The sequence below is a fragment of the Sorangium sp. So ce321 genome (assembly GCF_051530195.1).
In the GTDB taxonomy this organism is placed as follows: domain Bacteria; phylum Myxococcota_A; class Polyangia; order Polyangiales; family Polyangiaceae; genus Sorangium.
The window spans coordinates 9,179,930-9,203,928 of sequence record NZ_CP150329.1 but is presented as its reverse complement, the minus strand read 5'-3'; the positions used below and the strand labels follow the sequence as shown (position 1 = coordinate 9,203,928).

Annotated in this window: 23 protein-coding genes and 5 pseudogenes; 13 read left to right on the top strand and 15 right to left on the bottom strand. The window is 68.6% G+C overall.

Annotation, left to right across the window (positions count from 1 at the left end; genetic code table 11):
* Positions 1–174 precede the first annotated feature (174 nt).
* Positions 175–858, top strand: coding sequence for a hypothetical protein (locus WME89_RS33980; protein WP_438003802.1), 684 nt, complete (start codon positions 175–177; stop codon positions 856–858).
* 208 nt (positions 859–1,066) lie between these two features.
* On the top strand, positions 1,067–1,816 hold the full coding sequence (locus WME89_RS33975) for a glutathione S-transferase (protein ID WP_438003801.1): 750 nt from the start codon (positions 1,067–1,069) through the stop codon (positions 1,814–1,816).
* A gap of 48 nt (positions 1,817–1,864) precedes the next feature.
* Here the strand turns inward: WME89_RS33975 and WME89_RS33970 are convergent, their stop codons facing one another.
* Entirely contained in the window at positions 1,865–2,428 is a 564-nt protein-coding gene (locus tag WME89_RS33970) for a cysteine hydrolase family protein (protein WP_438003800.1), read from the bottom strand.
* Between the two features lie 318 nt (positions 2,429–2,746).
* On the opposite strand from WME89_RS33970, the gene WME89_RS33965 reads away from it, so the two are divergent.
* From WME89_RS33965 to WME89_RS33950, 4 genes are all read left to right on the top strand, one after another.
* Positions 2,747–3,355 carry a GyrI-like domain-containing protein gene (locus WME89_RS33965; protein ID WP_438003799.1) on the top strand — a complete coding sequence of 203 codons (609 nt, stop codon included), beginning with the start codon at positions 2,747–2,749 and terminating at the stop codon, positions 3,353–3,355.
* A 140-nt stretch (positions 3,356–3,495) separates the two neighbouring features.
* Positions 3,496–4,200 carry an NADPH-dependent F420 reductase gene (locus WME89_RS33960; RefSeq protein WP_438003798.1) on the top strand — a complete coding sequence of 235 codons (705 nt, stop codon included), beginning with the start codon at positions 3,496–3,498 and terminating at the stop codon, positions 4,198–4,200.
* Positions 4,201–4,353: 153 nt separating this feature from the next.
* Entirely contained in the window at positions 4,354–5,151 is a 798-nt protein-coding gene (locus WME89_RS33955) for an alpha/beta fold hydrolase (protein ID WP_438003797.1), read from the top strand.
* 150 nt (positions 5,152–5,301) lie between these two features.
* Positions 5,302–6,039 (top strand): tetratricopeptide repeat protein, encoded by a 738-nt coding sequence (locus WME89_RS33950; protein ID WP_438003796.1) that lies wholly within the window; start codon positions 5,302–5,304, stop codon positions 6,037–6,039.
* Between the two features lie 226 nt (positions 6,040–6,265).
* On the opposite strand, the gene WME89_RS33945 is transcribed toward WME89_RS33950, so the two are convergent.
* A complete protein-coding gene (locus WME89_RS33945; RefSeq protein ID WP_438003795.1) occupies positions 6,266–7,489 on the bottom strand; it encodes an MFS transporter in 1,224 nt (407 codons plus the stop codon).
* A gap of 321 nt (positions 7,490–7,810) precedes the next feature.
* On the bottom strand, positions 7,811–9,088 hold the full coding sequence (locus tag WME89_RS33940) for a hypothetical protein (protein ID WP_438003794.1): 1,278 nt from the start codon (positions 9,086–9,088) through the stop codon (positions 7,811–7,813).
* Positions 9,089–9,780: 692 nt separating this feature from the next.
* Between WME89_RS33940 and WME89_RS33935 the strand changes: the two genes are divergently transcribed.
* The 4 genes and pseudogenes from WME89_RS33935 to WME89_RS33920 form a co-directional block, all read left to right on the top strand.
* Positions 9,781–11,085 (top strand): peptidylglycine alpha-amidating monooxygenase, encoded by a 1,305-nt coding sequence (locus WME89_RS33935; protein WP_438003793.1) that lies wholly within the window; start codon positions 9,781–9,783, stop codon positions 11,083–11,085.
* Positions 11,086–11,248: 163 nt separating this feature from the next.
* Positions 11,249–11,590 (top strand): annotated as a pseudogene (locus WME89_RS33930) (DUF1294 domain-containing protein); the annotation flags it as partial.
* 15 nt (positions 11,591–11,605) lie between these two features.
* Positions 11,606–11,953, top strand: a pseudogene (locus WME89_RS33925) (class I SAM-dependent methyltransferase); the annotation flags it as partial.
* A gap of 31 nt (positions 11,954–11,984) precedes the next feature.
* Positions 11,985–12,473, top strand: a pseudogene (locus WME89_RS33920) (FecR domain-containing protein); the annotation flags it as partial.
* 83 nt (positions 12,474–12,556) lie between these two features.
* Here the strand turns inward: WME89_RS33920 and WME89_RS33915 are convergent.
* A pseudogene (locus WME89_RS33915) lies at positions 12,557–12,691 on the bottom strand (JAB domain-containing protein); the annotation flags it as partial.
* Positions 12,692–12,951: 260 nt separating this feature from the next.
* Between WME89_RS33915 and WME89_RS33910 the strand changes: the two are divergent.
* Together WME89_RS33910 and WME89_RS33905 are read left to right on the top strand one after the other, a co-directional pair.
* Positions 12,952–13,164, top strand: coding sequence for a hypothetical protein (locus tag WME89_RS33910; protein ID WP_438003792.1), 213 nt, complete (start codon positions 12,952–12,954; stop codon positions 13,162–13,164).
* 501 nt (positions 13,165–13,665) lie between these two features.
* Positions 13,666–13,866: a hypothetical protein gene (locus tag WME89_RS33905; protein ID WP_438003791.1), complete on the top strand. Its 201-nt coding sequence runs from the start codon at positions 13,666–13,668 to the stop codon at positions 13,864–13,866.
* 313 nt (positions 13,867–14,179) lie between these two features.
* On the opposite strand, the pseudogene WME89_RS33900 reads toward WME89_RS33905, so the two are convergent.
* The 7 genes and pseudogenes from WME89_RS33900 to WME89_RS33870 all read right to left on the bottom strand — a co-directional run.
* Positions 14,180–14,428 (bottom strand): annotated as a pseudogene (locus tag WME89_RS33900) (JAB domain-containing protein); the annotation flags it as partial.
* Positions 14,429–14,438: 10 nt separating this feature from the next.
* Positions 14,439–14,576: a hypothetical protein gene (locus WME89_RS33895; RefSeq protein WP_438003790.1), complete on the bottom strand. Its 138-nt coding sequence runs from the start codon at positions 14,574–14,576 to the stop codon at positions 14,439–14,441.
* Between the two features lie 155 nt (positions 14,577–14,731).
* A complete protein-coding gene (locus WME89_RS33890; RefSeq protein WP_437613523.1) occupies positions 14,732–14,956 on the bottom strand; it encodes an addiction module protein in 225 nt (74 codons plus the stop codon).
* A 298-nt stretch (positions 14,957–15,254) separates the two neighbouring features.
* The gene (locus WME89_RS33885) at positions 15,255–15,803 is read right to left on the bottom strand and encodes a JAB domain-containing protein (protein ID WP_438003789.1); all 549 of its coding nucleotides are present in this window, start codon (positions 15,801–15,803) and stop codon (positions 15,255–15,257) included.
* Positions 15,804–15,825: 22 nt separating this feature from the next.
* Entirely contained in the window at positions 15,826–16,248 is a 423-nt protein-coding gene (locus tag WME89_RS33880; RefSeq protein WP_129574569.1) for an HNH endonuclease, read from the bottom strand.
* Between the two features lie 34 nt (positions 16,249–16,282).
* Positions 16,283–16,687: a hypothetical protein gene (locus WME89_RS33875; RefSeq protein WP_129574570.1), complete on the bottom strand. Its 405-nt coding sequence runs from the start codon at positions 16,685–16,687 to the stop codon at positions 16,283–16,285.
* Between the two features lie 185 nt (positions 16,688–16,872).
* A complete protein-coding gene (locus WME89_RS33870) occupies positions 16,873–17,499 on the bottom strand; it encodes a JAB domain-containing protein (RefSeq protein WP_438012007.1) in 627 nt (208 codons plus the stop codon).
* A gap of 139 nt (positions 17,500–17,638) precedes the next feature.
* Here WME89_RS33870 and WME89_RS33865 point away from each other — a divergent pair, with 139 nt between their 5' ends.
* Entirely contained in the window at positions 17,639–17,881 is a 243-nt protein-coding gene (locus WME89_RS33865) for a helix-turn-helix domain-containing protein (protein ID WP_438003788.1), read from the top strand.
* A gap of 24 nt (positions 17,882–17,905) precedes the next feature.
* On the opposite strand, the gene WME89_RS33860 is transcribed toward WME89_RS33865, so the two are convergent.
* The 4 genes from WME89_RS33860 to WME89_RS33845 form a co-directional block, all read right to left on the bottom strand.
* On the bottom strand, positions 17,906–21,421 hold the full coding sequence (locus WME89_RS33860) for a KGGVGR-motif variant AAA ATPase (RefSeq protein WP_438003787.1): 3,516 nt from the start codon (positions 21,419–21,421) through the stop codon (positions 17,906–17,908).
* Positions 21,418–22,218: a hypothetical protein gene (locus tag WME89_RS33855; RefSeq protein ID WP_438003786.1), complete on the bottom strand. Its 801-nt coding sequence runs from the start codon at positions 22,216–22,218 to the stop codon at positions 21,418–21,420. The genes WME89_RS33860 and WME89_RS33855 overlap by 4 nt, the downstream gene beginning before the upstream one ends.
* The gene (locus WME89_RS33850) at positions 22,215–23,042 is read right to left on the bottom strand and encodes a hypothetical protein (protein WP_438003785.1); all 828 of its coding nucleotides are present in this window, start codon (positions 23,040–23,042) and stop codon (positions 22,215–22,217) included. The genes WME89_RS33855 and WME89_RS33850 overlap by 4 nt, the downstream gene beginning before the upstream one ends.
* A gap of 329 nt (positions 23,043–23,371) precedes the next feature.
* A complete protein-coding gene (locus tag WME89_RS33845; RefSeq protein WP_438012006.1) occupies positions 23,372–23,998 on the bottom strand; it encodes a JAB domain-containing protein in 627 nt (208 codons plus the stop codon).
* Position 23,999 lies beyond the last annotated feature (1 nt).

The following is a 23,999-nucleotide window of genomic DNA, read 5'->3' as shown; positions in this document are numbered from 1 at the left end:
CTTCTCGTGGGCGCCGGCTCACCGAGAGCGAGGCCCAGATCGCGATGCGTGAGGTTGACGCGACGGTGCCCCTACGCTCTCCTGGACTGTCGCCCTTTGTGGGCGAACAAGCGGTGCGGCGGTGGCCGACCCGGCCACCCAGCACGCACGGCTCGCTGTGAGAGGAGATGCGTCATGAAGCGCGTGGTCATCCGTCTTGAGCTTCTTGCCAGTTTTCTGACCAGTTTCATTCCGGCCGCCACCGGTTGCGCCGGAAGTTCCGAGGAGCTCGACGCGAGCCTCGGTGACGAGGACATCGCCGAGGCTCGCCTGGCGGCTTGCACTGACCCGGGGTCGAGCCTCGGCGGCTCGAACAACTTCTACTCCATGCCGGCCGATCCCGATTGGGCCTATTCATACTCGCCCACGAGCACCTACGGCAGCTCTGCCTGCCCGACCGCATACGTCTTCGAGGTGACCGGATTGGCCGGCTCCTATCCGAACCTCTACGCGCGCTACGCCGGTGCTGTGCCGACGAGCCAGGCGGAGTGCAACATCTCGGGCGTCACGGCGACGGCCTATGGCTGGGTTCCTCCGCGGTGCAACCAGTGGATCTGCTCGATCGGTCACTGGGAGCAGCTCGCGGACGAGCACGGAGACATGACACCGACCGAAGGCTTCGAGTGGGTTCTGGATGCCGCTCGCCCGAACGGCGGTTATTGCCTGGCCCACAACGACCACGGATTTCTCAGGCCGCAGGTCGAATTCCATCCCATGACAACGAAGTACAGCAAGGTCCGGATAGCAGCGACGGCCTTCACGTTCTTCCAGACGAAGAAAGTCGTGGCAGAGGTCACCCACTGGTTCCCCTCTCCATGACGACGAAGTACAGCAACGACGAACTTGCGGTGGCGAAGCGGTACGAGGGGGCGGGCGGGTCCGTCGAGCTGCGAGCCACAGCGGCCACGGATCTCCCCTTCGGCGGCGCGGCGCAGGGGGCACCGGCTCGCGTGTCCGCGCGGTACCCGGCGGGCTGCTCGGCGGCGCGCCCATTGACCGCGGCCCTCCCCGGCGCGAGTTATCCGTCATGAACGAGCCAACGTACGAGCTGTATTACTGGCCGGGCATTCAGGGCCGCGGCGAATTCGTGCGCCTCGCGCTCGAGGACGCCGGCGCTCCTTATGTCGATGTCGCCCGCCTGCCCGCGGCGAAGCACGGCGGCGTCGCCGCCATGCAGAAGCTCATGAAGAGCCACGCGCTCGCGCTCGAGCCCTTCGCGCCGCCGTTCCTCCGCTCCGGCGACCTCGTGATCGCGCAGGTGGCCAACATCCTCTTCTACCTCGGCGCGCGCCTCGGCCTCGCGCCAGACGACGAGGCGAGCAGGCTCGGCGCCCATCAGCTCCAGCTCACCATCTCCGATCTGGTCGCCGAGGTGCACGACACGCATCACCCCATCTCCGTCGGGCTCTATTACGAGGACCAGAAGCCCGAGGCCCTCCGCCGCAGCCAGGACTTCCTCGCCGAGCGCATGCCCAAGTTTCTCGGCTATTTCGAGCGCGTCCTCGATCGCCACGGCGGCCTTCACCTCCTGGGAGGCGCGATGTCCTACGTGGACCTCTCGATGTTCCAGATCATCGAGGGCCTCCGCTACGCGTTCCCGCACGCCATGGCCGCCTTCGCGCCCAGGATCCCGGGGCTCGTCGCGCTGCACGACCGCGTGGCCGAGCGCCCGCGGATCGCGGCCTACCTGGCCTCGGATCGGCGGATACCCTTCAACGAAGACGGCATCTTCCGGCGCTATCCGGAGCTCGATCCGGCGCCGTCGAAGAGACGATGAAGGTGGAGCGGAGCGCCGTCACGGGACCGTTGCTCCAGCGAGAGCCGTTCAACGGCGAGCCGTACGCGCACCACGAGCTGGCCACTCCGCGCATGTGACGATTTCCGCTCCCCTGCTGGGAAAGACGGTGTTGACGAGGAGCTCGTGCACCGCCGGGTCCTGGTCGGCGCACCCGTCGCGGAGCACGGTCAGCCCGTAGCCCCGGTCCGACGCGTCGTACAGCGTGGCCGCGACCATGGCGCTCGTCGCGACGCCCGTGAGCGCGAGCGAGTCCACGCCGCGGGCGCGGAGCACCAGATCGAGATCCGTTCCTGCGAAGGCGCTCGTGCGCCGCTTGAGTACGACGACGTCGTCTGCGGTCACCTCCAGCGCGACCTCCGTGCCCGGCGAACCCTCGTGGAACAGGTCACCGGCCCGGTGGAAGGCCGCGAAGACCTCACCGGCCAGGTCCGCGCCGCTGGCCCGAAACGCGGTACGCACGAACACGACCAGCACCCCGGCTGCGCGGGCTCGCGGCAGCAGCTCGGTCACCGGCGGCACCACGGCCTTCGTGAACGGGTAGTTGTTGAGAATCCCGACCTGGAGGTCACCGACGATCAGCGCGCTGCTCATGGTGCGAGCTTCTCCATCCGGCGGCCCCCCGTCAACAGCACACCGACGCCGGGACGGTCGTCGAGGTTCGCGGGGCAGGTCTTCTGCCCTCCCCCGGCGACCGGGCCTCGCCTCAGGCACGCCCCTCGATGGCCCGGCGAGCGGCGCACGCGCCACGTGCTCGCCCGCGTCCGGGTTCATGCCGCGCTGGCGCCGTCCGCCTGCGCCCTGACGAACGGTCGCAGCTGACGCAGCGGCCCATCCGTCGTACTCTGTCCGCAGCTCCGCGTGGGCCGCCGCGCAGCTGAACTATGGCGTTGGCTATCATCAGGTGCATTCGTGTCGAAAGTTGATCTCAAGAGGGAGCTCAGACATCTCTACCAGGCATCCGCGAAGGAGGTGGTTCAGGTCGACGTGCCAGCATTCCGGTTCCTCATGATCGACGGCGAGGGCGACCCCAACACGTCGCAGCAGTATGCCGAGGCAGTGGAAGCGCTGTTCTCCGTCTCCTACACAGCGAAGTTCATGGTGAAGAAGGGGGCGCAGGGGATCGACTATGCGGTCATGCCTCTCGAAGGCCTTTGGTGGTCGGATGACATGTCCGTCTTCACCGCCAACGACAGGTCGAGGTGGAAATGGACGATGATGATCATGCAGCCTCACTTCGTGGAGGAGGCGGTGGTCCAGGCGGCCATGGCGGAAGTGAGGCGAAAGAAGGCGCTCCCCGCGGTGGACGCGCTCAGGCTGGAGAGCTTCACCGAAGGACCATGTGCTCAGATACTCCACATTGGCCCCTTTGCTGAAGAAGGACCGACCATTCAGCGAGTCCATGATTTTATCGGTGCGCGCTCGGCGCTTGCAGGGAAGCACCACGAGGTGTATCTGAGCGACATACGTCGCGCCGCGCCAGCCAAGTGGAAGACCATCATCCGCCAACCGATGGAGTGATGGCTAACCGGTGCTCGTCGTGGTACAGCCCACCCCCGGACGTGAACGGCGCGAGCGATCGCCCGTCTGCGTCAGACGATGCACCTGGACCGCCGGCGTCCGCGCGCGATCGCGGGCGGCTCGGCTCGAAGGAGTGACGAATGAAGATCGGAATCATCGGCGCAGGCTTCATCGGCGGGTCGCTGGCGAAGCTGTTGGGGAAGCTCGGTCACCAGGTCGTGATCGCGAACTCGCGCGGGCCGGACACGCTCCGCGAGGTCGCCGCCGAGACCGGGGCCACCCCGGTGACAGCCGCGGAGGCCGCGCGCGGCGGCGAGATCGTGGTCGTCACGATCCCCCAGCGCGCGGTCGTGGACCTGCCGAAGGATCTCTTCGCCGGCGTGCCCGCCGACGTGGTCGTGATCGACACCAACAACTACTACCCGGTCCGCGACGGCAGCATCCCGGCCATCGAGGCGGGGCAGGTCGAGAGCGCGTGGGTCGCCGAGCAGATCGGGCGGCCGGTGGTCAAGGCGTTCAACAGCATCTACTTCGAGAGCCTGCTCGCGAAGGGCAAGCCGAAGGGCACGCCGGGGCGCGTCGCGCTCCCGGTCGCGGGGGATCCGCCGGAAGCGCGGGCGAAGGTCGTGCGCCTCGTCGACGAGCTCGGCTTCGATCCGATCGACGCGGGCGGCCTCGAGGACTCGTGGCGCCAGCAGCCGGGTACCCCCTGCTACATCCACGACCTCGACGCGCCTCGGCTGAAGGAGGCGCTCGCCGCGGCCGAGCGGAGCCGCATCCCCGAGTACCGCAAGGCCTCGGACGACTGGCTGCGATCGCTCATCGCGTCACAGAGCCCGAGCTGATCCGAGCGCAAGCGGAGTCGTCGGCCGCCTGCTCGACGCGCGACGTCGACGCCGAGCGTGAGCACGGCCGACCAGCCGCGCGACGATATTCGCGTGCCTGGACATGAACCACTTCATCCCACGTGCGGAGCTGCGGCCGGCAGGGACGATCTCATGAAGACCTGGATCAGCGGAGTCTGCGAAACGAACGGCATCGACGTCCACTACCTCCGGACTGGAGGCGCCAAGCCTCCCGTCGTTCTGCTCCATGGATTGATGGGGAGCGGCGCCTGCTGGACTCCCCTGGCGCGGGCGCTCGAAGGTGAGTTCGACGTCGTCATGCCCGACGCCAGGGGGCACGGCGGCTCGAGCGCGCCGCACCACGGATACCGGTACGACGATCACGCGAGCGACGTCGTGGGCCTCATCCGCGGCCTGGAGCTCTCTCGACCGGTCCTGCTTGGCCACTCGATGGGTGGCATGACCGCCGCGGTGGTGGCGAGCCGAGGGGCGGGGGTCATCCGCGGCCTCATCCTGGTCGACCCGACGTTCTTGAGCCCCGAGCGCCAGCGCGAGGTGTGCGACAGCGACGTCGCCGATCAACACCGCCAGGCCCTCGGCTTGCAGAAGTCTGACCTCGTCGCGCGGGCCCGAGCCCGAGACCCGCGTCGCTCGCCCGAGATCGTCGAGCTGCAAGTCGAGGCGAGGCTGAAGACCCGCATGGGCGCGTTCGACGTCCTCACGCCGCCCAACCCCGAGTTTCGTGGCGTGGTGAGCGCGATTGACGTCCCGAGCCTGCTCGTCATCGGTGACAGCAGCCCCGTCGTCACGCTCGAGATGGCAACGGAGCTGCGTCGCCTCAACCCACGCGTACGGATCGAACAGGTGCAGGACGCCGGCCACGGCCTTCCATTTCAGCAACCCGAGCGCCTGGGACAGGTGGTCCTGTCGTTCTTGCGTGAGCTGACTTAGCTGCGAGAGCCCCCGACGAGCGCACCCGATGGTGTAAGCTGCATCCCGATGCTCGCCTCTTACGCTCGGTTCGTGCTCATGCTCGCGGCCGTGGGTCTTGCCGCTTGCGGGCGGGGCGAGCGGTCCATTGCATCTCAGGAGGAGCAACCCATGGGCGCACGCCTCATATTCAAAGACGCGGCTGGCCGCGAGCTGACCACCAAGGACATCGAAGGCGTTTCGGGCAAGGCGCGCTGGGAGCTCATCGGCGCCGATGCAATCCCTCCCGAGGCATCCCGTCTGCACCAGGAGGCACGCGAGGCGGGCGGACGGGGTGAGTATGCGCGCGCGCTCGAGACGCTCGAGCGGGCACATGCGCTCGCGCCCGGCTGGCCCTACCCAGTGTATGATGCTGCGTTCACTTACCTGCTGATGGGCGACGCTGCGAAGGCTGAAGAGCGATACGCGGAGGTGAACCGCATGGCCCCGCGAGGCTTCTTCACGGCCAAGACGTCGCTCGACTGCCTCCGTCGCGAGCGCGCGGGAGCGCTCCCGCAGGGCTTCTGCAAGGCTTTCGCGTCGCTCGAGTGGATGGAGGACAAGGCGAGGAAGAGGGCCATTCTCGAAGGGATCGTGGCGAAATATCCGGATTTTCCCGTCGCCTGGAAGCAATTGAGCAGCTTGCTCGAGGACGACGACGCACGGCTCCAGGCGATCACCCGGGGTCTCGAGCATGAGCCCGACGGCGAGACGAAGGGGATGCTGCTGCTCAACAAGGCGCTGATCCTCGATCGGCGCGGCGACCGCGACGGCGCCATCAAGATCCTCGGGGAGCTGGCCCTCGATCCGCAGTCGACGCTGGCCACGGAAATGCTCGCCAAGGCGACGCTGGCGCAGGTTGTGCAGTAATGGCGGTAGCCGCTCCGCCCGACCTTTGCGGGAGCATCAGCGCTGAGCGGCCCGGCCCGGCGCGTGCGTATGTGGCGTAGGTGCTGCCAGATATCTTCCGACAGCGCGAGCAGCGACGGTTCTTGAGGAAGAGAACCGGCCCCTCGAGCTCGAAGCGAAGGCGCTCGCACAGGCGACTACCGCGGACTGCCTCCATCACGCATCGTCGAGCAGTCCGCGGATGCGGTCACTCCGGCTCGCCCCCGGCGAGCGCGACGGGCTGGTCGTTCTCGGTCAGGACGCCGCGCGCGTGCCACACCATCAGCACCGCATAGAGCGCCGCGAGCACGCGAAAGCCGCTGAGCAGGCCGAAGCGCTGCCCGAGCGAGCCGCCCGCCACCGCGCCGATCAGGCTCCCGGCCGGTCCCGAGAGCGAGAACAGACCGCCCACCCGGCCGCGGCCGAGCTCGGCGGTGAGCGCCGCGAAGCGATTGACGCTCGTGAGGTGCTGCACGCCCAGCCCGAGCCCGAGCAAGACAGCCCCGAGCCACAGCGACGCGACGCCGAGGGGGAAAGCGAGCAGGAGCTCGGTCGCGAGCAGCAGCGAAAAGGCGATCGCGTAGCGGGCAGCGTCGCGCAGCGGCGACAGGGCGCCCCCGGCGAGGAGCAAGGTCAGCACGAACACGGCGCCCTGGATGGTCACCAGGCTCGCGGCTTGTGGCACCGAGAGGTGAAACTCGCGAATCCCGATCAACACCACGAACACGGCGAAGTAGGACATCGCCATCTGGCCACACATCTCGATGAGCATGCTCTGGCGCAGCTCGCGGCGAGACAGGATGATGCCGACCTGTCCGCGCAGGCGCGCGACGAGCGGCGTGGCCGAGCGCCCGCGGCCGGGGGGAGCCCCGGAGAGCACGCGATCGCCGACGAAGACCGTCGCCAGCAGCCCGAGTCCGGTCACCACGAACACGCCTGTGTAGCCGAGCAGGCCGAGGAGCTGCGCGCCGAGCATCGGGCCCACGAAGAACATGCCGAGCGAGTGGGACGCGCGCTGCCAGCCTGCCTTGCGCGGGCCGAGGCGAGGGAGCAGGTGAAGAAACTCGGTCTGGGTCGCGACCATGCGAAACGGGTTGAGCAGCCCGAAGAGGACCACGCCCGCGATGAGCTGCCAGGGCCGGTCCATCTGGGTGAAGCCGAGCAGGTACAGCGCGGCGCCCGCGAGGCCGCCGAAGCGGAACAGCGGCCGGCTGCCGTGGCGGTCGATCAGGCCTCCGACAGGCATCGAGAGCAGCAGCATGCCGGTGAACTGCAGGCCGCCGACCAGGCCGATCTGCCAGGGGGAGGCGTGGAGGGAGGCGGCATACAGCGGCAGGACCACCTTGGCCACGCCGTTGCTCGTGCCCGCGAGCATGCCGAGCACCATGAAGCCGAGAAGATAACGCTGGGGGAGAGGCGGCGAAGAGGTCATCACGCGAACCGAGGCGAGCGGCCGGTCGATCGGCGCGTTCGTCCGCCGTGCCGGATCGGGTGGTGCTGCCGCGCGGGCGCCTTGCAAATCACGCTCCCGAGCCGGAGCAGGCCCACCGGCACGCGCGGCAGGACGCCACGGCCCCTCGTCACGCCGCGCCGCCCGCCGCCTGCTGCTCCAGCAGCACACGCGCAGCACGCGCCCGCTGCTGGCGCAGCAAGGGGGCGTCCGGTCTGGCCCAGGCTCAGCGCGCCTCCCATTCCACGCGCGCAGCCCGGAGAGACGCGCCGCCGCTCGGGGTGTCCTCGTCGTCCTGGTCCATCATTTGGCCAGCATGCGCACCGAGGGCGGCGACGTCTCGGTGCCTTCCGTCGTCCAGTAGATGGCGCGGCAGTCCTGCGCGAGCGCGTGGGCGTGGGGGCTTTCGGCGAGCGTCTCCGGCGCGCCGCCCGAGGTGCGCACGCGCCGGAGCTGCTCGTCGCCCATGCTGAACCAGTAAACGAAGGTGGAGTCGAGCAGGATCCGGTTGGGGTAATCCGCCGCCGCGAGCACCCCAGCGCCGGAGCCGTCCTTGTCCGCGGCGTAGATATCGCCGGCGGCGACCCAGTAGATGCGCTCGCCCACCGTGATGTCCCCCAGCTGCTCGTCGGCGCCGACGCGGATCGACGCGACGAGCTCGGGCTCGCTGGGCTCGCCGAGCGCCATCCGCTGCACCGAGATCTGCGTCGCGCCGCGCTCCATCTCGGTCCAGTAGAGATGGGTGGAGTCGAGCGCGAGGCCGCCCACGTAGGCGTCCTTGTCGAGCACCAGCAGGCCTGTCTGGTCGGCCTGATCGGCCCGCGCTGCCCAGATGCGGTGCGGGGCGGCCGGCGCGTCGGGCGCCTCGTCCTCCTGGAGCGTCTCGGTGACCCAGTAGAGCCAGCCGTTGCCGGCCACGGGCTGCCAGGCGCGCGACGCCCCCTCGGCGGTCGCGACCGTCGGGACGGTGATGTTCCCTTGAAGCGGCACCCGCCGCACGTGGGGCAAGTTCCAGTCGGTGATGAAGAGCGAGCTCTCGTCGCGCGCGAGCATGGTCACGGTGGAGTCCAGGACCACCAGCGGCTCGGTCGAGCCGCCGGCCGCCTTCTCGGTCGCGAAGACCGTGCCTCCGTAGCCGCTGCCCCAGAGCACGCGCCCATTTTCCCCTTCCCCCTCGACGGCGATGCCGATCGGCGTGTGCTCCTCGAGCACGGTGGTGGTGAGGATGACCGGCGTGCACCTGCCCTCTGCGCACTCGCCGCCGAGGCAGCTCCTGCCGGGGACACAGCAGTTCTCCGGATCGGAGAGGTAATCGTGGTCGCTGTCGGCGGCCTGGCACCCCTCCGGCGCGCGCACGGTGAACGGCTCCGACGGGCACGCCGACGCGTTTTCCCCGGCGCCGCCGTCCCCGCCGCCGCCGTCCTCGGCCGCGCCTCCGGTACCGCCGGCGGCCCCGCCAGCGCCGGTCAGCGCGGGATCAGCGGAGGGCTTTCCATCGGAGATCCCCCAGATCGCATTGCAGCCCAGCGCCGTGCTCAAGGCGGCGCACACCGCGAGGGTCGTCGATTCGATCGATCGCATCGCGGTACTCTAGCGCCGCGCGCCTCCGGACAGACGAGCCGGTGGCACGCCGCTGGTTTCCATCGACGCGAGAATCGTTCACTGCAGCCCGACCTCCCCCATCCGACCCGGGTTGGCCTCTCGGGTTCGATCCGACCCGGGTGCAGCGCGACCTGCCATCTGCCACCCAGCCCGGGTTGGCCTCTCCGAGAGCCGACCCAGGCTCGCGCCTCGGCGCCTCACCTGGCCAGCTTGCGCGCCGGCGCGGCCCGACCCGGGTTGACCGGCGACGGGGTTCGTCTGCCGGTACAGCGCCATGCCGCGCGATGGCCCGGCGGCGTCGGGCGCGCGTGGCGCGATCGCTCCGCGGCGCTCACCACGCCGTGGGGTGGCTTCGAGCCTCCGATTATTTGCGCGAGCGCCTCGATACCTTCCGCGTGAGCGAACCGTTGAACAGTTTCAGAGCGGGCGGGCACTCACCGAAGTAGCACCGACGCCAGGTCGCCGGCCCGTCCGTAGACCTGGGTCGCCGGTGCTCTCACGCGCCAAGTCTCCCGCTGTTCTCGGGAGCTCGCGGCGCGCGTCCTTCTTCCACCCAATTCGACGGCGTCTTTCGGAATCTCGGTCTTCGACCGCCCTTTCAAAAAGCTGCAGATCAGCGCTCGATATCCTCGAACGCCGATTCAGGTCGCACTTTTCCCCGAGGAGCTCGCATGAATCGTAGTCGTTATTTGTTCTCGGCGCTGTCCTTCCTATCCGCTCTCGTGGTCGTCGCGTGCAGCGACGCCGAGAAGGGCAGCAGCGGCTCATCCGGCTCCGGTCCGGAGAACGGCAACGCGGAAGCGCTGCCGTGCGACGTCGACAAGATCCTCTCCACGAAGTGCCAGACCTGTCACGGGGCGTCCCCGAAGTTCGGCGCGCCGTTCCCGCTGGTCGACCGGAGCGATCTGGTCGCGCCCGCGGTGAGCGATCCCAACAAGAAGGTCTACGAGCTCGTCGCCGCACGCGCCCGCGACACCGCGCGCCCCATGCCTCCGCCCCCAACCGAGCGCCTGACCGCCGCGGAGCTCGCGATCTTCGATCAATGGATCGCCGCCGGCATGCCGGCCGGTAAAGACACGTGCGTCGACCCGGGCGGCGGCGGAACCATCGACCCTCCGACCCTGAGCTGCACACCGGATGTCCTGCTAGCGCCGTCCGCGCCTTACGTCATGCCGAAGGACGTCCAGGATCAGTATATGTGTTATGGGGTCGATGTAGAGATCGGCCAGAAACGACACCTCGTCGGGATCGCACCCCAGATCGACAACAGCACCATTGTACACCATATCCTGCTCTTCAAGGCGGATGAGGCGTCTCCCTCGACGCCCACGCCCTGTGAGGGGGGCGACATCCAGGGGGCTCTTTTGTCCGTCTGGGCGCCCGGCGGCAAGGCCACGGAGCTGCCGCTAGAGGCGGGCTTCCCGCTGGAAGGCACGGCACACTTCGTAGTCCAGGTGCACTACAGCAACATCAAGGGCCTCGACGGGCAGCAAGACAGCACCGGCTTCAACGTCTGCACGACGACGGAGCTCCGCCCCAACGACGCCGGCATCTTCTCGTTCGGCACAGAAGACATCAACATCCCGCCTCACGGCTCGCTCGACGTGAGCTGCGATTACCAGTTCCCGCGGGGTATGGGGGCGATTTCGGTAATCAGTGTTATGCCGCACATGCACGATCTCGGCAAGCACCTGTCGAGCAACACGGTGCCCACGGACGGCAGCGAGCCGAGCAACCTGGGGCTCGCCGATCCGTGGAACTTCGACAACCAGATCTGGTACGACAACGATACCATCCTTCGAGGCGGCGACACCGTGAGGACGCGTTGCGCGTGGGACAACCCGGGCAACAGGGCCGTGGAATTCGGGGAGCGGACGGTGGATGAGATGTGTTATAATTTCGTGATGTACTATCCGTCTCAAGAGATAGAGTTGACTACTCCGACGGACGACGCGTCCTGTGTGACGACAAAATAGACCAGCTCGTGCAAGACGCGCGGCCTGTGCCCAAGCGGAGGCGCGCGCCGTTCGGTGAGAGCGCTCGTAAGCCTGGCGAACAGGAGCACCGCGCGCGCCGCCGGGCGCCTTCGAGGGTCTCTTCGATCCGCGCGCCACCCCGAACGGCCGCGTCGATCGCTTCCCCTGGTTCTACCTCGGCGCCAGCCTGGTGACGCTGCTGGTCTATTACAAGGACAAGCGCGCCGCCGTGCGCGGCGCCTGGCGCACGCCGGAGCAGACCCTGCACCTGCTGGCGCTGGTCGGCGGTTGGCCAGGCGCGCTGTATGCGCAGCAGTTGCTGCGCCACAAATCCAGCAAGCGCTCCTTCTGCGTCGTGTTCTGGCTGACGCTGGCGCTGAACGTCGCCGGCCTCGGCTACCTGGCCTCCGACCATGGCGCCGGCGCCCGTGCGGGGATCGACCGGGTCACGGCGCCGTTGGCCGCCGACCGGGATGCCCTGCCCCTCATTGACTCCTCTCATTGACTCCCGGAGACTCCCATGAGCGCTACCCCCATCCGCTTTGATGATGGCGCCGCCTACGAGCGCTTCATGGGCCTTTGGAGCCAGCGCGTCGGCCAGGCCTTCCTCGACTGGCTGTCGCCGCCTGCCGGCGGCCAGCGGCTGGATGTCGGCTGCGGCAACGGCGCCTTCACCGAACTGCTGGTCGCCGAGTGCGCGCCCGACAGCGTCGACGGCATCGACCCTTCCGAAGGCCAGCTCGCCTACGCGCGCGCCTGCCCCGCGCTGCAGGCTGCCACCTTCCAGGCTGGCGACGCCATGGCGCTGCCCTATGACGACGACCGCTTCGATGCCGCCGTCATGCCGCTGGTGATCTTCTTCGTGCCGGAGCCGCGCCGCCGAGGTCGGGCCTTCGACCCGCGTGAGGTTCACGTCGACGGGCGCCGGGCAGGACCGCTCCGACGACGTCGTCGCCCTGGAGCGCGGCCTGGTCTCGGTCGCGGTGCCGCCGCTCGCGGCGGGCATGACGCTGTCGGTCCGCACCCCGGACACCACCATCACGGTCCACGGCACGCGCTTCTCGGTCGCGCGGCTGGTCGGCCCGGCGGGCGAGCCCGCAGAGACCCGCGTCTCGGTGGTGGAGGGGCGGGTCGCCGTGCGCCACGGCGCGGTCGAGCGCTTCGTCGGCCGGGGCGAGACGTGGTCGTCCCGCGGCGCGGAGCCCGGGGTGGCGCCGCCGGCAGCCGGCGCGGCGAGCGACGGGCAGGCGCCGCCGCGAGGGGCCGAGCCGCGAGGGGCCGACCGGGACCAGCCCGCCCGCGACGAGGCCGCGGCGGGCGCGTCGAGCGCCCCGCGCGACCCGCCCGAGGCCCCGGCGGACGCCTCGCTGTCCGCACAGAACCATTAGCGTGTAATGCGTTTGATGACGTGAGCCGCGCGGGCGCTGTGGCAGCGGGGGCTGACCTGACGGCCGCTTCCGGGCAGCCCGCCACGGACGCGGCCGTGGGCGTCGAGCGCCGCGATCCAGAGCTCCTCGTGGACCAGGGAGGCGAGCCTCGGGCCGAAGTACCGCGCCACGCGGGCCGAGGGGAGTCCTGCGGGAACCCTCCGCCGGCGGCGTAGGTGAACGCCTGGCCGTTCGCGATATCGCTGAACCCGTGCTGGAGGTTAGCCGAGCCATGCTCCGGGTTGACCGCGCAGGCTTCGACGATGGCCGTTCCACCATGGATTGATGGCCGACTCATCATTCCATGCTGACGAAGCCATCATCGGCCTTGAACCCGCCAGGGGGATCCCATGGCTCGCCGAACGAGGACGAAGATGAGCTCGAGCTCCACCACGGGGCCGAGCTGCAACAGGCGGCCAGGCCGCCGAGCACCCGCGAGGTGGCCGAGATGCTGGTCGTGGCGATCTCGCCGCTCAGGCCCGAGCCGATAGCGCGACGGCGCAAGGAGTTGCCCGTTGATGCGGATATCCTGGACGACGTGGCGGCGCTGCTCGCCGAGGACGCTGCCGCGCTCGTTCCGCCTGTTCAATGCATCTGCAACCGAGCCTCGACTTCCTTCCCGGCTGCGGGGATGGCATCCTGCCGGGCATGACCGTCGGGTCCGACCGTCGCCGCCACCGCGCCCTCCCTGTCCCCGATCGGCTTCGCGTCATCGAGCTCGTCGCGCACGAGGCGGCGAGCGACGTCCCCGCTGCAGAGGAGGCAGCTCGCCGCGGGGGCGTCACCTTGACAGAGCGGCATGGCCTCCTGCTTGTCGATGCTGACGCCACCATGCCGGCCGAAGTGTTCGACCATCGCCCCGATCGCGACGCGCGGGCGGACCGGATCCAGGGAGACTCGTGAAGATCGCGTTCGATACGAGCGTGCTCGTCGCCTGACTGCACCGGGCGCATCCGCACCATGGTCGCGCCGTCGTCTGGATCGATGCGGTGGCCGAGGGACGGTGAGCGGCCTGGCCACCTGGCACGCTCTCGCGGAGCTCTGGTCCGTGCTCACCCGCCTGCCGAAGCCGGCGCGAGCGAGCCCGGAGCAGGCGTTGCAAGTCGTCCGTCGGGTCCGGAGTGTGTACGACGTCCGCCCTGTGGATCCGGCCGTGTACGACGAGGCGATGCAGCGGTGCACCGATCGCCTGCTCTCTTCCGGCGTCCTCTTCGATGCCCTGCACCTCGTGGCTGCCGAGCATGCCGGCGCGGATGCGCTCGTGACATTCAACGGCTCGGACTTCCTCCGGCTTACCGCTCCGACCTCGCCGCGCATCGTGATCCCTCCGGAGCCGCCTGAGGTCACTTGTTGACCCCTGACAGGGCTTCGTCCAGCGTGAGCTCTGTCCGCGCTACCACGCCTTTTTTGCCGGAATATTCGCTTGAACGCGCGTGGACGCGCAGCTCGTGGTGAGAGGCGACGGGTCCCCCGCCACGAGCGAGGCGGAGTGACCCGACGAGGTTGGGGTGACCAGGCCGCGGCCGGTGGCTCGACGTGGTCCAGCTCGTCGTGCAGCTGCCTGAGGCTTACGGAGCTACCGGCCGGGGCGATGCGGGGGAGGCTGGCGGCTGTGGATGCGCAGGGGCGCAGCGCGCCGGCGGCGGGGCGAAGCGCGCCGCGAGGGCCTACTCGTGGACGGCGGCGTAGCGGCCGCTGGGGGTGACGATGACGTGGGCGGTGAGCGGGACGTGCAGCTCCGAGCCGAGGTGGCGCAGCTCCAGGGTCATCGCTTCGTCCTCGGGGGTCGGCGTCGGGTCGCCGCTGGGGTGGTTATGGGCCAGGACGAAGCTGTGGGCGGCCATGTCCAGCGCCGTGCGCAGGACGGTGGAGCGGCCGACGTAGAGGGCGTCGTCGGAGCCGCGGGCGAGCAGGCGCCGAGCCGGACTATTGGCGCCCGCGCCAGTAGAAGGGCCGCCGATTCTGATGTGCAATCGCGAGAATACGAATGTGATCGTCGCGTACCCGGTACAGCACGCTGTAGGGAAATCGCCGCACGAGCCACCAGCGAACATCGTTCTCCACAGCCCTCCCCGCGAGCGGTGATGCGGCCAGGGCATCGACGGCGCCTTGAACCTAGGCGAGGAAGGCGTCACCAAGGCCAGGACGTGCCCGAGCGTAGTAGGCGGCGGCCTCGTTCAGCTCGACCTCAGCCAGCTCGTGAAAGATGACCGGGAGCGTCACCGGAGCCGCGCGCGGGCGTCACGAAAAACGTCCTCGGCCGGTCGCCCCCGGGACGGATCTGCGTCGAGCTCTGCGTCCCGGCGCGTCGCTTCCTCGGTCCAGAGGCGCCTGTGCTCCTCCTCGGAGAGCTCATCCAGGCTTTCCAGAAGCGTCTCTGCGAGACGTGCGCGCTCCGCGACGGGCAGCTTCAGGGCTTCGGCTTCCAGCTCGGGAAGGTTCACGCGGGGATTGTACCGCGAGGCTCGGAGGCTGCCCAGGCGCGCTGCCCCATCGGTGAGGAAGATGCCGCGATGACGGCGATGGCCGACGTTGGCTGGCGTGGCGCAGGCACGGAGCGGCCGGAACGAGCTTGGGCTAGACTAGCCAAGCTACGGCCGGTTGCTTCACGTGGTCCAGCGCCTCTGCCGCTGCCGGGGCTTGCAGAGCTCCCGGCCGGGGCGATGCGCCGGAGGCTTTCGGCTGGATGCGCAGGGGCGCAGCGCGCCGGCGGCGGGGCGGGGCGCTGCGCGTGGCGAGGGCCTACTCGTGGACGGCGGCGTAGCGGCCGCTGGGGGTGACGATGACGTGGGCGGTGAGCGGGACGTGCAGCTCCGAGCCGAGGTGGCGCAGCTCCAGGGTCATCGCTTCGTCCTCGGGGGTCGGCGTCGGGTCGCCGCTGGGGTGGTTGTGGGCCAGGACGAAGCTGTGGGCGGCCATGTCCAGCGCCGTGCGCAGGACGGTGGAGCGTCCGACGTAGAGGGCGTCGTCGGAGCCGCGGGCGAGCAGGCGCGTCTCGCGGAGGCGGCCGTGGGCGTCGAGCGCTGCGATCCAGAGCTCCTCGTGGACCAGGGAGGCGAGCCTCGGGCCGAAGTACCGCGCCACGCGGGCGGCGTCGGTGAGGAGCGCGCCCCGGCGCGCGCGGGCGGCGTGGTAGCGGCGGCCGAGCTCGAAGGCGGCGGCGAGCCAGGTGGCGTCGAAGAGGGCGATCTGGGTGCGCTCGGCGAGGGCCGCGGGCGAGAGGCGACCGAGGGAGGGGAGAGCGGCCGTGCCGAGGAGGCGCGGGCCGACGCCGGGCAGGCCGAGCACCATCTCGATGAAGGGGTAGCCAGCGCTACGCGGGCGGGTGCCAGCCCACCTCGGCCCAGCGCCGACGTGCGGCGACGATCGTCGGGCGGTTCATCCGGAGCGCGATGACCGTTGCTCTACCGGACGGCGTCACGCCCTCTACCCTGGTTGCGTCGACGCTCCACGTGAAGTGATCGCTCCAGCGATGGAGGCGCGGGTTGAAGAGCGGCACGACCTCTCCCGTCAGCGGGTCGACCGACTCCGTGGCGCCTGCCTTGAACTCGTTACAAGGGCGGCATGCGAGGCATACATTCTCGAACGACGTCGGCCCGCCCTTCGAGACCGGCGTGATGTGATCGTAGGTCAGGGGAATTCCGCTATTGGCCTCGCTTGTCAGGCAGTATTGACAGCGGCGCCGATCGGCCTCCTCGATACGAGAGCGGAGCAGTTCGGAGACGTAGGTTGACACCGCAGTCCGTCGTCCATCTCGTGGAGGGCGCGCGCTACGGAGAAGCGACGGCGTGCCCGCGCCATCGCAGGAGCGCCGCAGCGTGCGCCTTGCGGAGCATGAACAGGTCGCTCTCGTGGCGCAGACGCTCGAGTTCGATGCGCTCCGCCGGCGTGAGGAGCCCCTGGGTGTTCCGGTCGAGCAGCTCGTCGTAGCGCGCGAGCTCTGCTTCGGACCTGTGGCTCTTCGCGATTTGCCAGAGCGCCTGGTCGTCCATCTTGTCCAGGCAGGCGAGGTCGACCTGGAACTCCGGGGGTGCGTCGTCCCAGGCGGGCGGGCTGCCGAGGCTCAGCGCCCGCAGCATCACGGCTTCGAGCGGCTGTCGGGTCGCGAGCGCAGTCCCTTTTAGCCGCTGGTAGAGCGCTTCGGGGAGAGCGAGGGTGACGGTGGCGGTCGACATCGCGCTGGGGTGGACGCGGGAGGTAAGCCCGCTTCGCCGTCGAGCCTAGCACGAGGAGCACCCCGGCTCCTCCCCCCCGGCCAGCCGCGATGACGAGAGCGAACGCACGGCGGGGCTGCGGGCCGGGGCGGTGCGCGGGAGGCTGGCGGCCGGATGCGCAGGGGCGCTGCGCCCCGCGAGGAGACCTACTCGTGGACGGCGGCGTAGCGGCCGCTGGGGGTGACGATGACGTGGGCGGTGAGCGGGACGTGCAGCTCCGAGCCGAGGTGGCGCAGCTCCAGGGTCATCGCTTCGTCCTCGCGGGTGGGCGTCGGGTCGCCGCTGGGGTGGTTATGGGCCAGGACGAAGCTGTGGGCGGCCATGTCCAGCGCCGTGCGCAGGACGGTGGAGCGTCCGACGTAGAGGGCGTCGTCGGAACCGCGGGCGAGCAGGCGCGTCTCGCGGACGCGGCCGTGGGCGTCGAGCGCTGCGATCCAGAGCTCCTCGTGGACCAGGGAGGCGAGCCTCGGGCCGAAGTACCGCGCCACGCGGGCGGCGTCGGTGAGGAGCGCGCCCCGGCGCGCGCGGGCGGCGTGGTAGCGGCGGCCGAGCTCGAAGGCGGCGGCGAGCCGGGTCGCGTCGAAGAGGGCGATCTGGGTGCGCTCGGCGAGGGCCGCGGGCGAGAGGCGACCGAGGGAGGGGAGAGCGGCCGTGCCGAGGAGGCGCGGGCCGACGCCGGGCAGGCCGAGCACCATCTCGAGGAGGGCGGCCTCGGTCGCGGTCGGGAGATCGGCCGCCGTCTCGGCGGGGGCGTCGACGGGGGCGGGGCTCATCGGGCGCATCGGGGCCACCTCCGAGAGCGGGTGAGGGCGCGTGCGAAGAGGCGGCGCGCGAGGCGATGCTTGATTCGCGGCTGGAGGAGGTCCTCAGATCCATCGGAGACAACGTCTGCCGGCTCGGGCTGAGCGCGGCATGTCGCAGCAAGAGCTCGCCAAAGCAGCCGGAATCGCCCTTGGCTGCTTCCAGAAGGTCGAACGCGCCAAGACCAACGTCGGGGTACCAGTCCTGGTACGGGTGCCCTGCGTGCTCGGCGTTCCGCCCGGGGTACTGTGCCATCGGAGGGAACTGCCGCAGGTAAGCGAGGCGGGCGAGGAACATGGCCTGATAAGCGAGCGGCTCCGAGGCTTATCGATGCACCCGGTGTTGCTGCCATGATAGCTTGGGTGCCGTCACGACTCGTCAGAGGGAACGTAGAAGCGTTTTGAATGCTCCGTCCTGGGGAAGTGGGAAAATGTCAGCGTCACCGATCTCCGCTTCGCGAATCGTCTCGCCGCCGAGGCGGATGGCTTGCTCGAGCAACGCACGGGCGTCGACTTCGCGACCTTCGAGGTAGGCGATGTAGCCGGCATTGCCGAGGATTATAGGATTCTCAGGCAAGCGCTGTAGAGCCATGTCGATCGTGATCCTGGCCTGCTCCAACAGGCGACGAGCAGTGACGTCGTCGCCTGACTGCAAAGTCTGCTTAGCCTCACAAATCTTGATGAAAGCAATTCCGTTGAGGGCCATGGCGACTTGTTCCCGGAGCGCGGGCTCCGAGGCGTCCTGGAACCGCCGCAGCAGCTCGTCATACGTCGCAACTGCGTCCTCGGAGCGGTTCAACGACCCGAGCCTCACCCCCTTGTTGAAGAGGGCCATGGCGACATGTTCCCGGAGCGCGGGCTCCGAGGCGTCCTGGAACCGCCGCAGCAACTCGTCATACGTCGCAACTGCGTCCTCGGAGCGGTTCAATGACCCGAGCCTCACCCCCTTGTTGAAGAGGGCCTTGGCGACTTGTTCCCGGAGCGCGGGCTCCGAGGCGTCCTGGAACCGCCGCAGCAACTCGTCATACGTCGCAACTGCGTCCTCGGAGCGGTTCAATGACCCGAGTGTTGCGCCCTTGTTGACGAGGGCCTTGGCGACCTGTTCCCGGAGCGCGGGCTCCGAGGCGTCCTGGAATCGACGCAGCAACTCGTCGTACGTCGCAACTGCGTCCTCGGAGCGGTTCAATGACCCGAGTGTTGCGCCCTTGTTGAAGAGGGCCATAGCGACTTGTTCCCGGAGCGCGGGCTCCGAGGCGTCCTGGAACCGCCGCAGCAGCTCGTCGTACGTCGCAACTGCGTCCTCGGAGCGGTTCAACGACCCGAGTGTTGCCCCCTTGCCGAAGAGGGCCATGGCGACTTGTTCCCGGAGCGCGGGCTCCGAGGCGTCCTGGAACCGCCGCAGCAGCTCGTCGTACGTCGCAACTGCGTCCTCGGGGCGGTTCAACGACCCGAGCCTCACCCCCTTGTTGACGAGGGCCTTGGCGACTTGTTCCCGGAGCGCGGGCTCCGAGGCGTCCTGGAACCGCCGCAGCAGCTCGTCGTACGTCGCAACTGCGTCCTCGGAGCGGTTCAACGACCCGAGCCTCACCCCCTTGTTGAAGAGGGCCTTGGCGACTTGTTCCCGGAGCGCGGGCTCCGAGGCGTCCTGGAACCGCCGCAGCAACTCGTCGTACGTCGCAACGGCGTCCTCGGAGCGGTTCAACGACCCGAGTGTTACCCCCTTGCCCAAGAGGGCCATGGCGACTTGTTCCCGGAGCGCGGGCTCCGAGGCGTCCTGGAACCGCCGCAGCAACTCGTCGTACGTCGCAACGGCGTCCTCGGAGCGGTTCAATAACCCGAGTGTTACCCCCTTGCCCAAGAGGGCCATGGCGACTTGTTCCCGGAGCGCGGGCTCCGAGGCGTCCTGGAACCGCCGCAGCAGCTCGTCATACGTCGCAACTGCGTCCTCGGGGCGGTTCAACGACCCGAGCCTCACCCCTTTGTTGACGAGGGCCATGGCGACCTGTTCCCGGAGCGCGGGTTCCGAGGCGTCCTGGAACCGCCGCAGCAACTCGTCGTACGTCGCAACTGCGTCCTCGGAGCGGTTCAATGACCCGAGTGTGACCCCCTTACCCAAGAGGGCCATGGCGACTTGTTCCCGGAGCGCGGGCTCCGAGGCGTCCTGGAACCGCCGCAGCAACTCGTCATACGTCGCAACGGCGTCCTCGGAGCGGTTCAACGACCCGAGCCTCACCCCCTTGTTGAAGAGGGCCTTGGCGACTTGTTCCCGGAGCGCGGGCTCCGAGGCGTCCTGGAACCGCCGCAGCAGCTCGTTGTACGTCGCAATCTCGTCCCCGGAGCGGTTCAACGACCCGAGTGTCGCCCCCTTGTTGACGAGGGCCATGGCGACCTGTTCCCGGAGCGCGGGTTCCGAGGCGTCCTGGAACCGCCGCAGCAACTCGTCGTACGTCGCAACTGCGTCCTCGGAGCGGTTCAACGACCCGAGCCGCACCCCTTTGTTGAAGAGGGCATTGGTAACCATTACCCGGACCGCGGGCTCCGAGGCGTCCTGGAACCGCCGCAGCAACTCGTCGTACGTCGCAATCTCGTCCTCGGAGCGGTTCAACGACCCGAGCGTTGCCCCCTTGTTGAAGAGGGCCGTCGCGACCTGCTCCCGCAGCGCGGGATCCGAGACTTCTGCGCCCTGATCAACTGTACGAACGACGTCATCCCAAACATCGATCGCGTCCATGAATCGGCCTTTGCTCCATAGCTGCGCCGCATAGAGCATGCGCGGCACCATACCCATGGGATGTTCTCGAATGAGCTTCTTCAAGCTTGCTTCGTCGTCCAGCAAACGGAGTGCAGCGTGCTCTGCCAGCTCATGCTTATCTTCCGATGCCTTCCGCGCCGCCTCGAGTGCATCATCGCAGGCAATTGCTTCTACTAGGCGCTGGTACGCCTCGGCTATTGAGCCGGTTACTGACGTGGCCTCCTCCTCCGCGGCAATCCGCTCGCCATAGGCATAGTATCCGCGGTGAGGGATCAATACCCGGTTAAAGTACTTCTTCAAGTCATAATGCTCGACTCCATAGGCTCTGCCGAGCATCTTCTCGAACTCGCCGCGCGCCCGCGCAATCCATTGGCGCTTGTCCTTCTGCTCGCCCTCGTCCACCCGTGAGAGGAGCGGGAACACCGGCAACGGCCTGGCATGAGGCCGGCGCTTGCGCTCTCCGATCGACTGCCAGCCGGCCTCCAGCGTGCCCTGGAGCGATTGTTCGTTGGGCGAGAACGCCAGCACAAGCTTGTCAGGCAGCAGCATGGTGCAGATACTACCGATGTCCGTCAACCCCGTCCGTGAGTCGATGAGCACTACGTCGTAACCGTGCGCGATCTCGTCCGCGAAAAGGGGAAGCACCTCCGCGTACCTGTCGTAAAAATCGGCCCAGTCGAAGTCGCGAACGCGGCTTGGATAGTCCGCATCGAAGCGCGCCGCAGCGACGAAATCGAAGCTGGCAACCTCGCCTTCATCGTTTGGATCATCAACCTCAACTTTATAAACGTAAGCAGCCTTGTTGAAAACCTCTCGGAGTATCTCGCGCACTCGGCCCTCCGCGGCCGGATCATCAATCCCTTCTCCCGAGGGCCAGCGACGTGCGAGCCGCTTACGGAGCTCATGGAACAGATCGATCACGCCGTCGAGCGGCTCGTCTGGAGTAAACCGCGGGTTACCCCGGTCGTTCCTGCGTAGGAGATAACGGTGTAGGCCCGGTGCCTCAAAATCGAAGTCGAGAGCAAGCACCTTCTTTCCCTGCTGCGAAAGCAGCGCAGCGACGTTGGCCACTGCCATTGTACGGCCAACGCCACCCTTGAAAGAGTAGAAGGTGATGATCTCCCCGCGGTGGCCATTGCTCATGTCCAAGCCTGATTCCCCCCGGATGCGAGGGACGTCAGCTTCCGCTTGGGTCTCGCTCGAGGAAGCTTCTCCCATTCGTCCTTGGGGAGCCTGCGTAGTAGCTCGGTTCGCGCCTCATGCGCTTCGGGCCGCCCGGCGTTCTTCTCGATCCATTCGGCGATGGCGTCCGTACCGCGTGGTTGAAGCCATAGACCTTCAAGCATGGGTCCTGCACTCTCGGACTCTTTCCTGGCCAGTTCCAAGAGCGCCGGGATTTGCTCTGCGGCCAGCCAGGGATCGTGCAGCCGCAGCCCGATGAACGCGCTCGGCCGCAGCGCCTTGGGGCCGCTGGTCCAGAAGCGCAGCCAGAAATTGCGCATGTACGTGAGCCCGGGTTGCTGGGCGATGGCCACGGCGTCCAGCATAGCGATCGCTAGATCCACTTTTCCATTGTCGTTAAGCCCATCCTCGTAGCGCTGCATCCACGCCATCAGAGACGACAGCGGCTGCTTGAAGCCGAGGAGCTGGATGAGGTCGAGGAAGCCGAGGATCACAGTTTGGGTGTCGGCGCTGTCGGGCGCTGAGGACTCACTCTGGAAATACTCATCGATGGTCTGTTCCAGTCGCTGCCGGAAATCCGCATCCTGGATAGCGATCCGTTCGAAGATCCGCTCCGGACCTTCTCCGCGGCGTTCGTCCAGCGCAGGGCCCTCCATGTCAGGGTGTATCAGCCGGGTCTTGAGGCGGGCCAGCAGTTCGGGACCTTTCGGCGCCGTCCGGACGGTCTGCTCCCACGTCGTTGTAGCCAGCTCCTTCATCGCGGGGTGCTCCCTGCCAGAAACGGCGGATCGCTCCAATCTTCTTGTAAAGGGCCCAGGCACGTCGCCCTCATCTCCACGGAGTTCATGATGTTGGCGAGGACCTCCGGCAAGGCGGAGGTGCCCAGCCGCATATCCCGAGCCATGCCCCAGGGTTCGTCCGCCCTGTGCTCGGCCAGCGGCCGCGCACGCCAGTTCGCCTTCACCGGCGCGCCCAGCCCGTTGAAAACGGTAGGGATGTTCACCTCGGCACCTGTGTCAAGGAGCGTACCGAGCGGCACATCAATCCGGAGCACCACGCCGTCGCTCGGCTTCCAGTCGAGCCCGAGCTGCTGGACGACCTCGTCCGGCACGATCGGGACGGGGGCGGACGCCTCGAACGTGAGCCAGCGGAAGGACGACCTGTCCCGCCTCGGCGCGACGCGTAGAACGTCGCCCTCGCGCAGGGTGCTCCTTGCCTCGCCTTTCCGTGTCCCCACCGAGAGCCCTCGATGCACATAGCTGTCGCCGAGCCAATTTTCAGCGACATGGGTGACGGCGCGGCGAGGAAGATGCCCGCGCTCTTCAGTAGACAGGGCGCGCAGGCCCTTGAGCCTGGGAGCAATCTGAAGCAGCAACTCCGGGCCAAGTTTGTCTAGTGGCGCATCGTCGATCGCTACCTGGATTTTCGCGAGCTCCTCCGCGCCGCACCACGCATCGTGGACCACATTCCACGCGACCCACGCCACCGCGCGTCCGTCAGCACAGTGCGCGCGCCACGCCTCCGGATCCTTGGCGCCGCACAGCCGGGCGGAGTAGCTGGGTGGCAGATCATCGAGAGGCATAAGTCACCGCTCCCTTGCTCCAGGACCTGCTCCGAACGTGGAGCAGGGTTGCGCATGTAGTGGAGAGGTATAGGAAACGCTAGGACGCTCGCTCGGGTCAAGCCCGGGCGTGTTGAGCATGCACTGCTTTGCCGCGTCCCGGAGCGATCCGGCCGAGGTTGGGGTACCCAAGCCACGGTTGGTGGCGCCGCGTGCTCCGGCGCCTCGCGCCGCTGCCGGAGGCCGGCGGAGCCCGCGACCGGGGCGGTGCGCTGGAGGCAGGCTGCTGGATGCGCAGGGGCGCTGCGGCGCAAGGCGCAAGGCGTAAGGGCGCCGGGCGCCGCGAGGGCCTACTCGTGGACGGCGGCGTAGCGGCCGCTGGGGGTGACGATGACGTGGGCGGTGAGCGGGACGTGCAGCTCCGAGCCGAGGTGGCGCAGCTCCAGGGTCATCGCTTCGTCCTCGGGGGTCGGCGTCGGGCCGCCGCTGGGGTGGTTGTGGGCCAGGACGAAGCTGTGGGCGGCCATGTCCAGCGCCGTGCGCAGGACGGTGGAGCGTCCGACGTAGAGGGCGTCGTCGGAGCCGCGGGCGAGCAGGCGCGTCTCGCGGACGCGGCCGTGGGCGTCGAGCGCTGCGATCCAGAGCTCCTCGTGGACCAGGGAGGCGAGCCTCGGGCCGAAGTACCGCGCCACGCGGGCGGCGTCGGTGAGGAGCGCGCCCCGGCGGGCGCGGGCGGCGTGGTAGCGGCGGCCGAGCTCGAAGGCGGCGGCGAGCCGGGTCGCGTCGAAGAGGGCGATCTGGGTGCGCTCGGCGAGGGCCGCGGGCGAGAGGCGACCGAGGGAGGGGAGAGCGGCCGTGCCGAGGAGGCGCGGGCCGACGCCGGGCAGGCCGAGCACCATCTCGAGGAGGGCGGCCTCGGTCGCGGTCGGCAGCTCGGCCGCCGTCTCGGCGGGGGCGTCGACGGGGGCGCGGCTCATC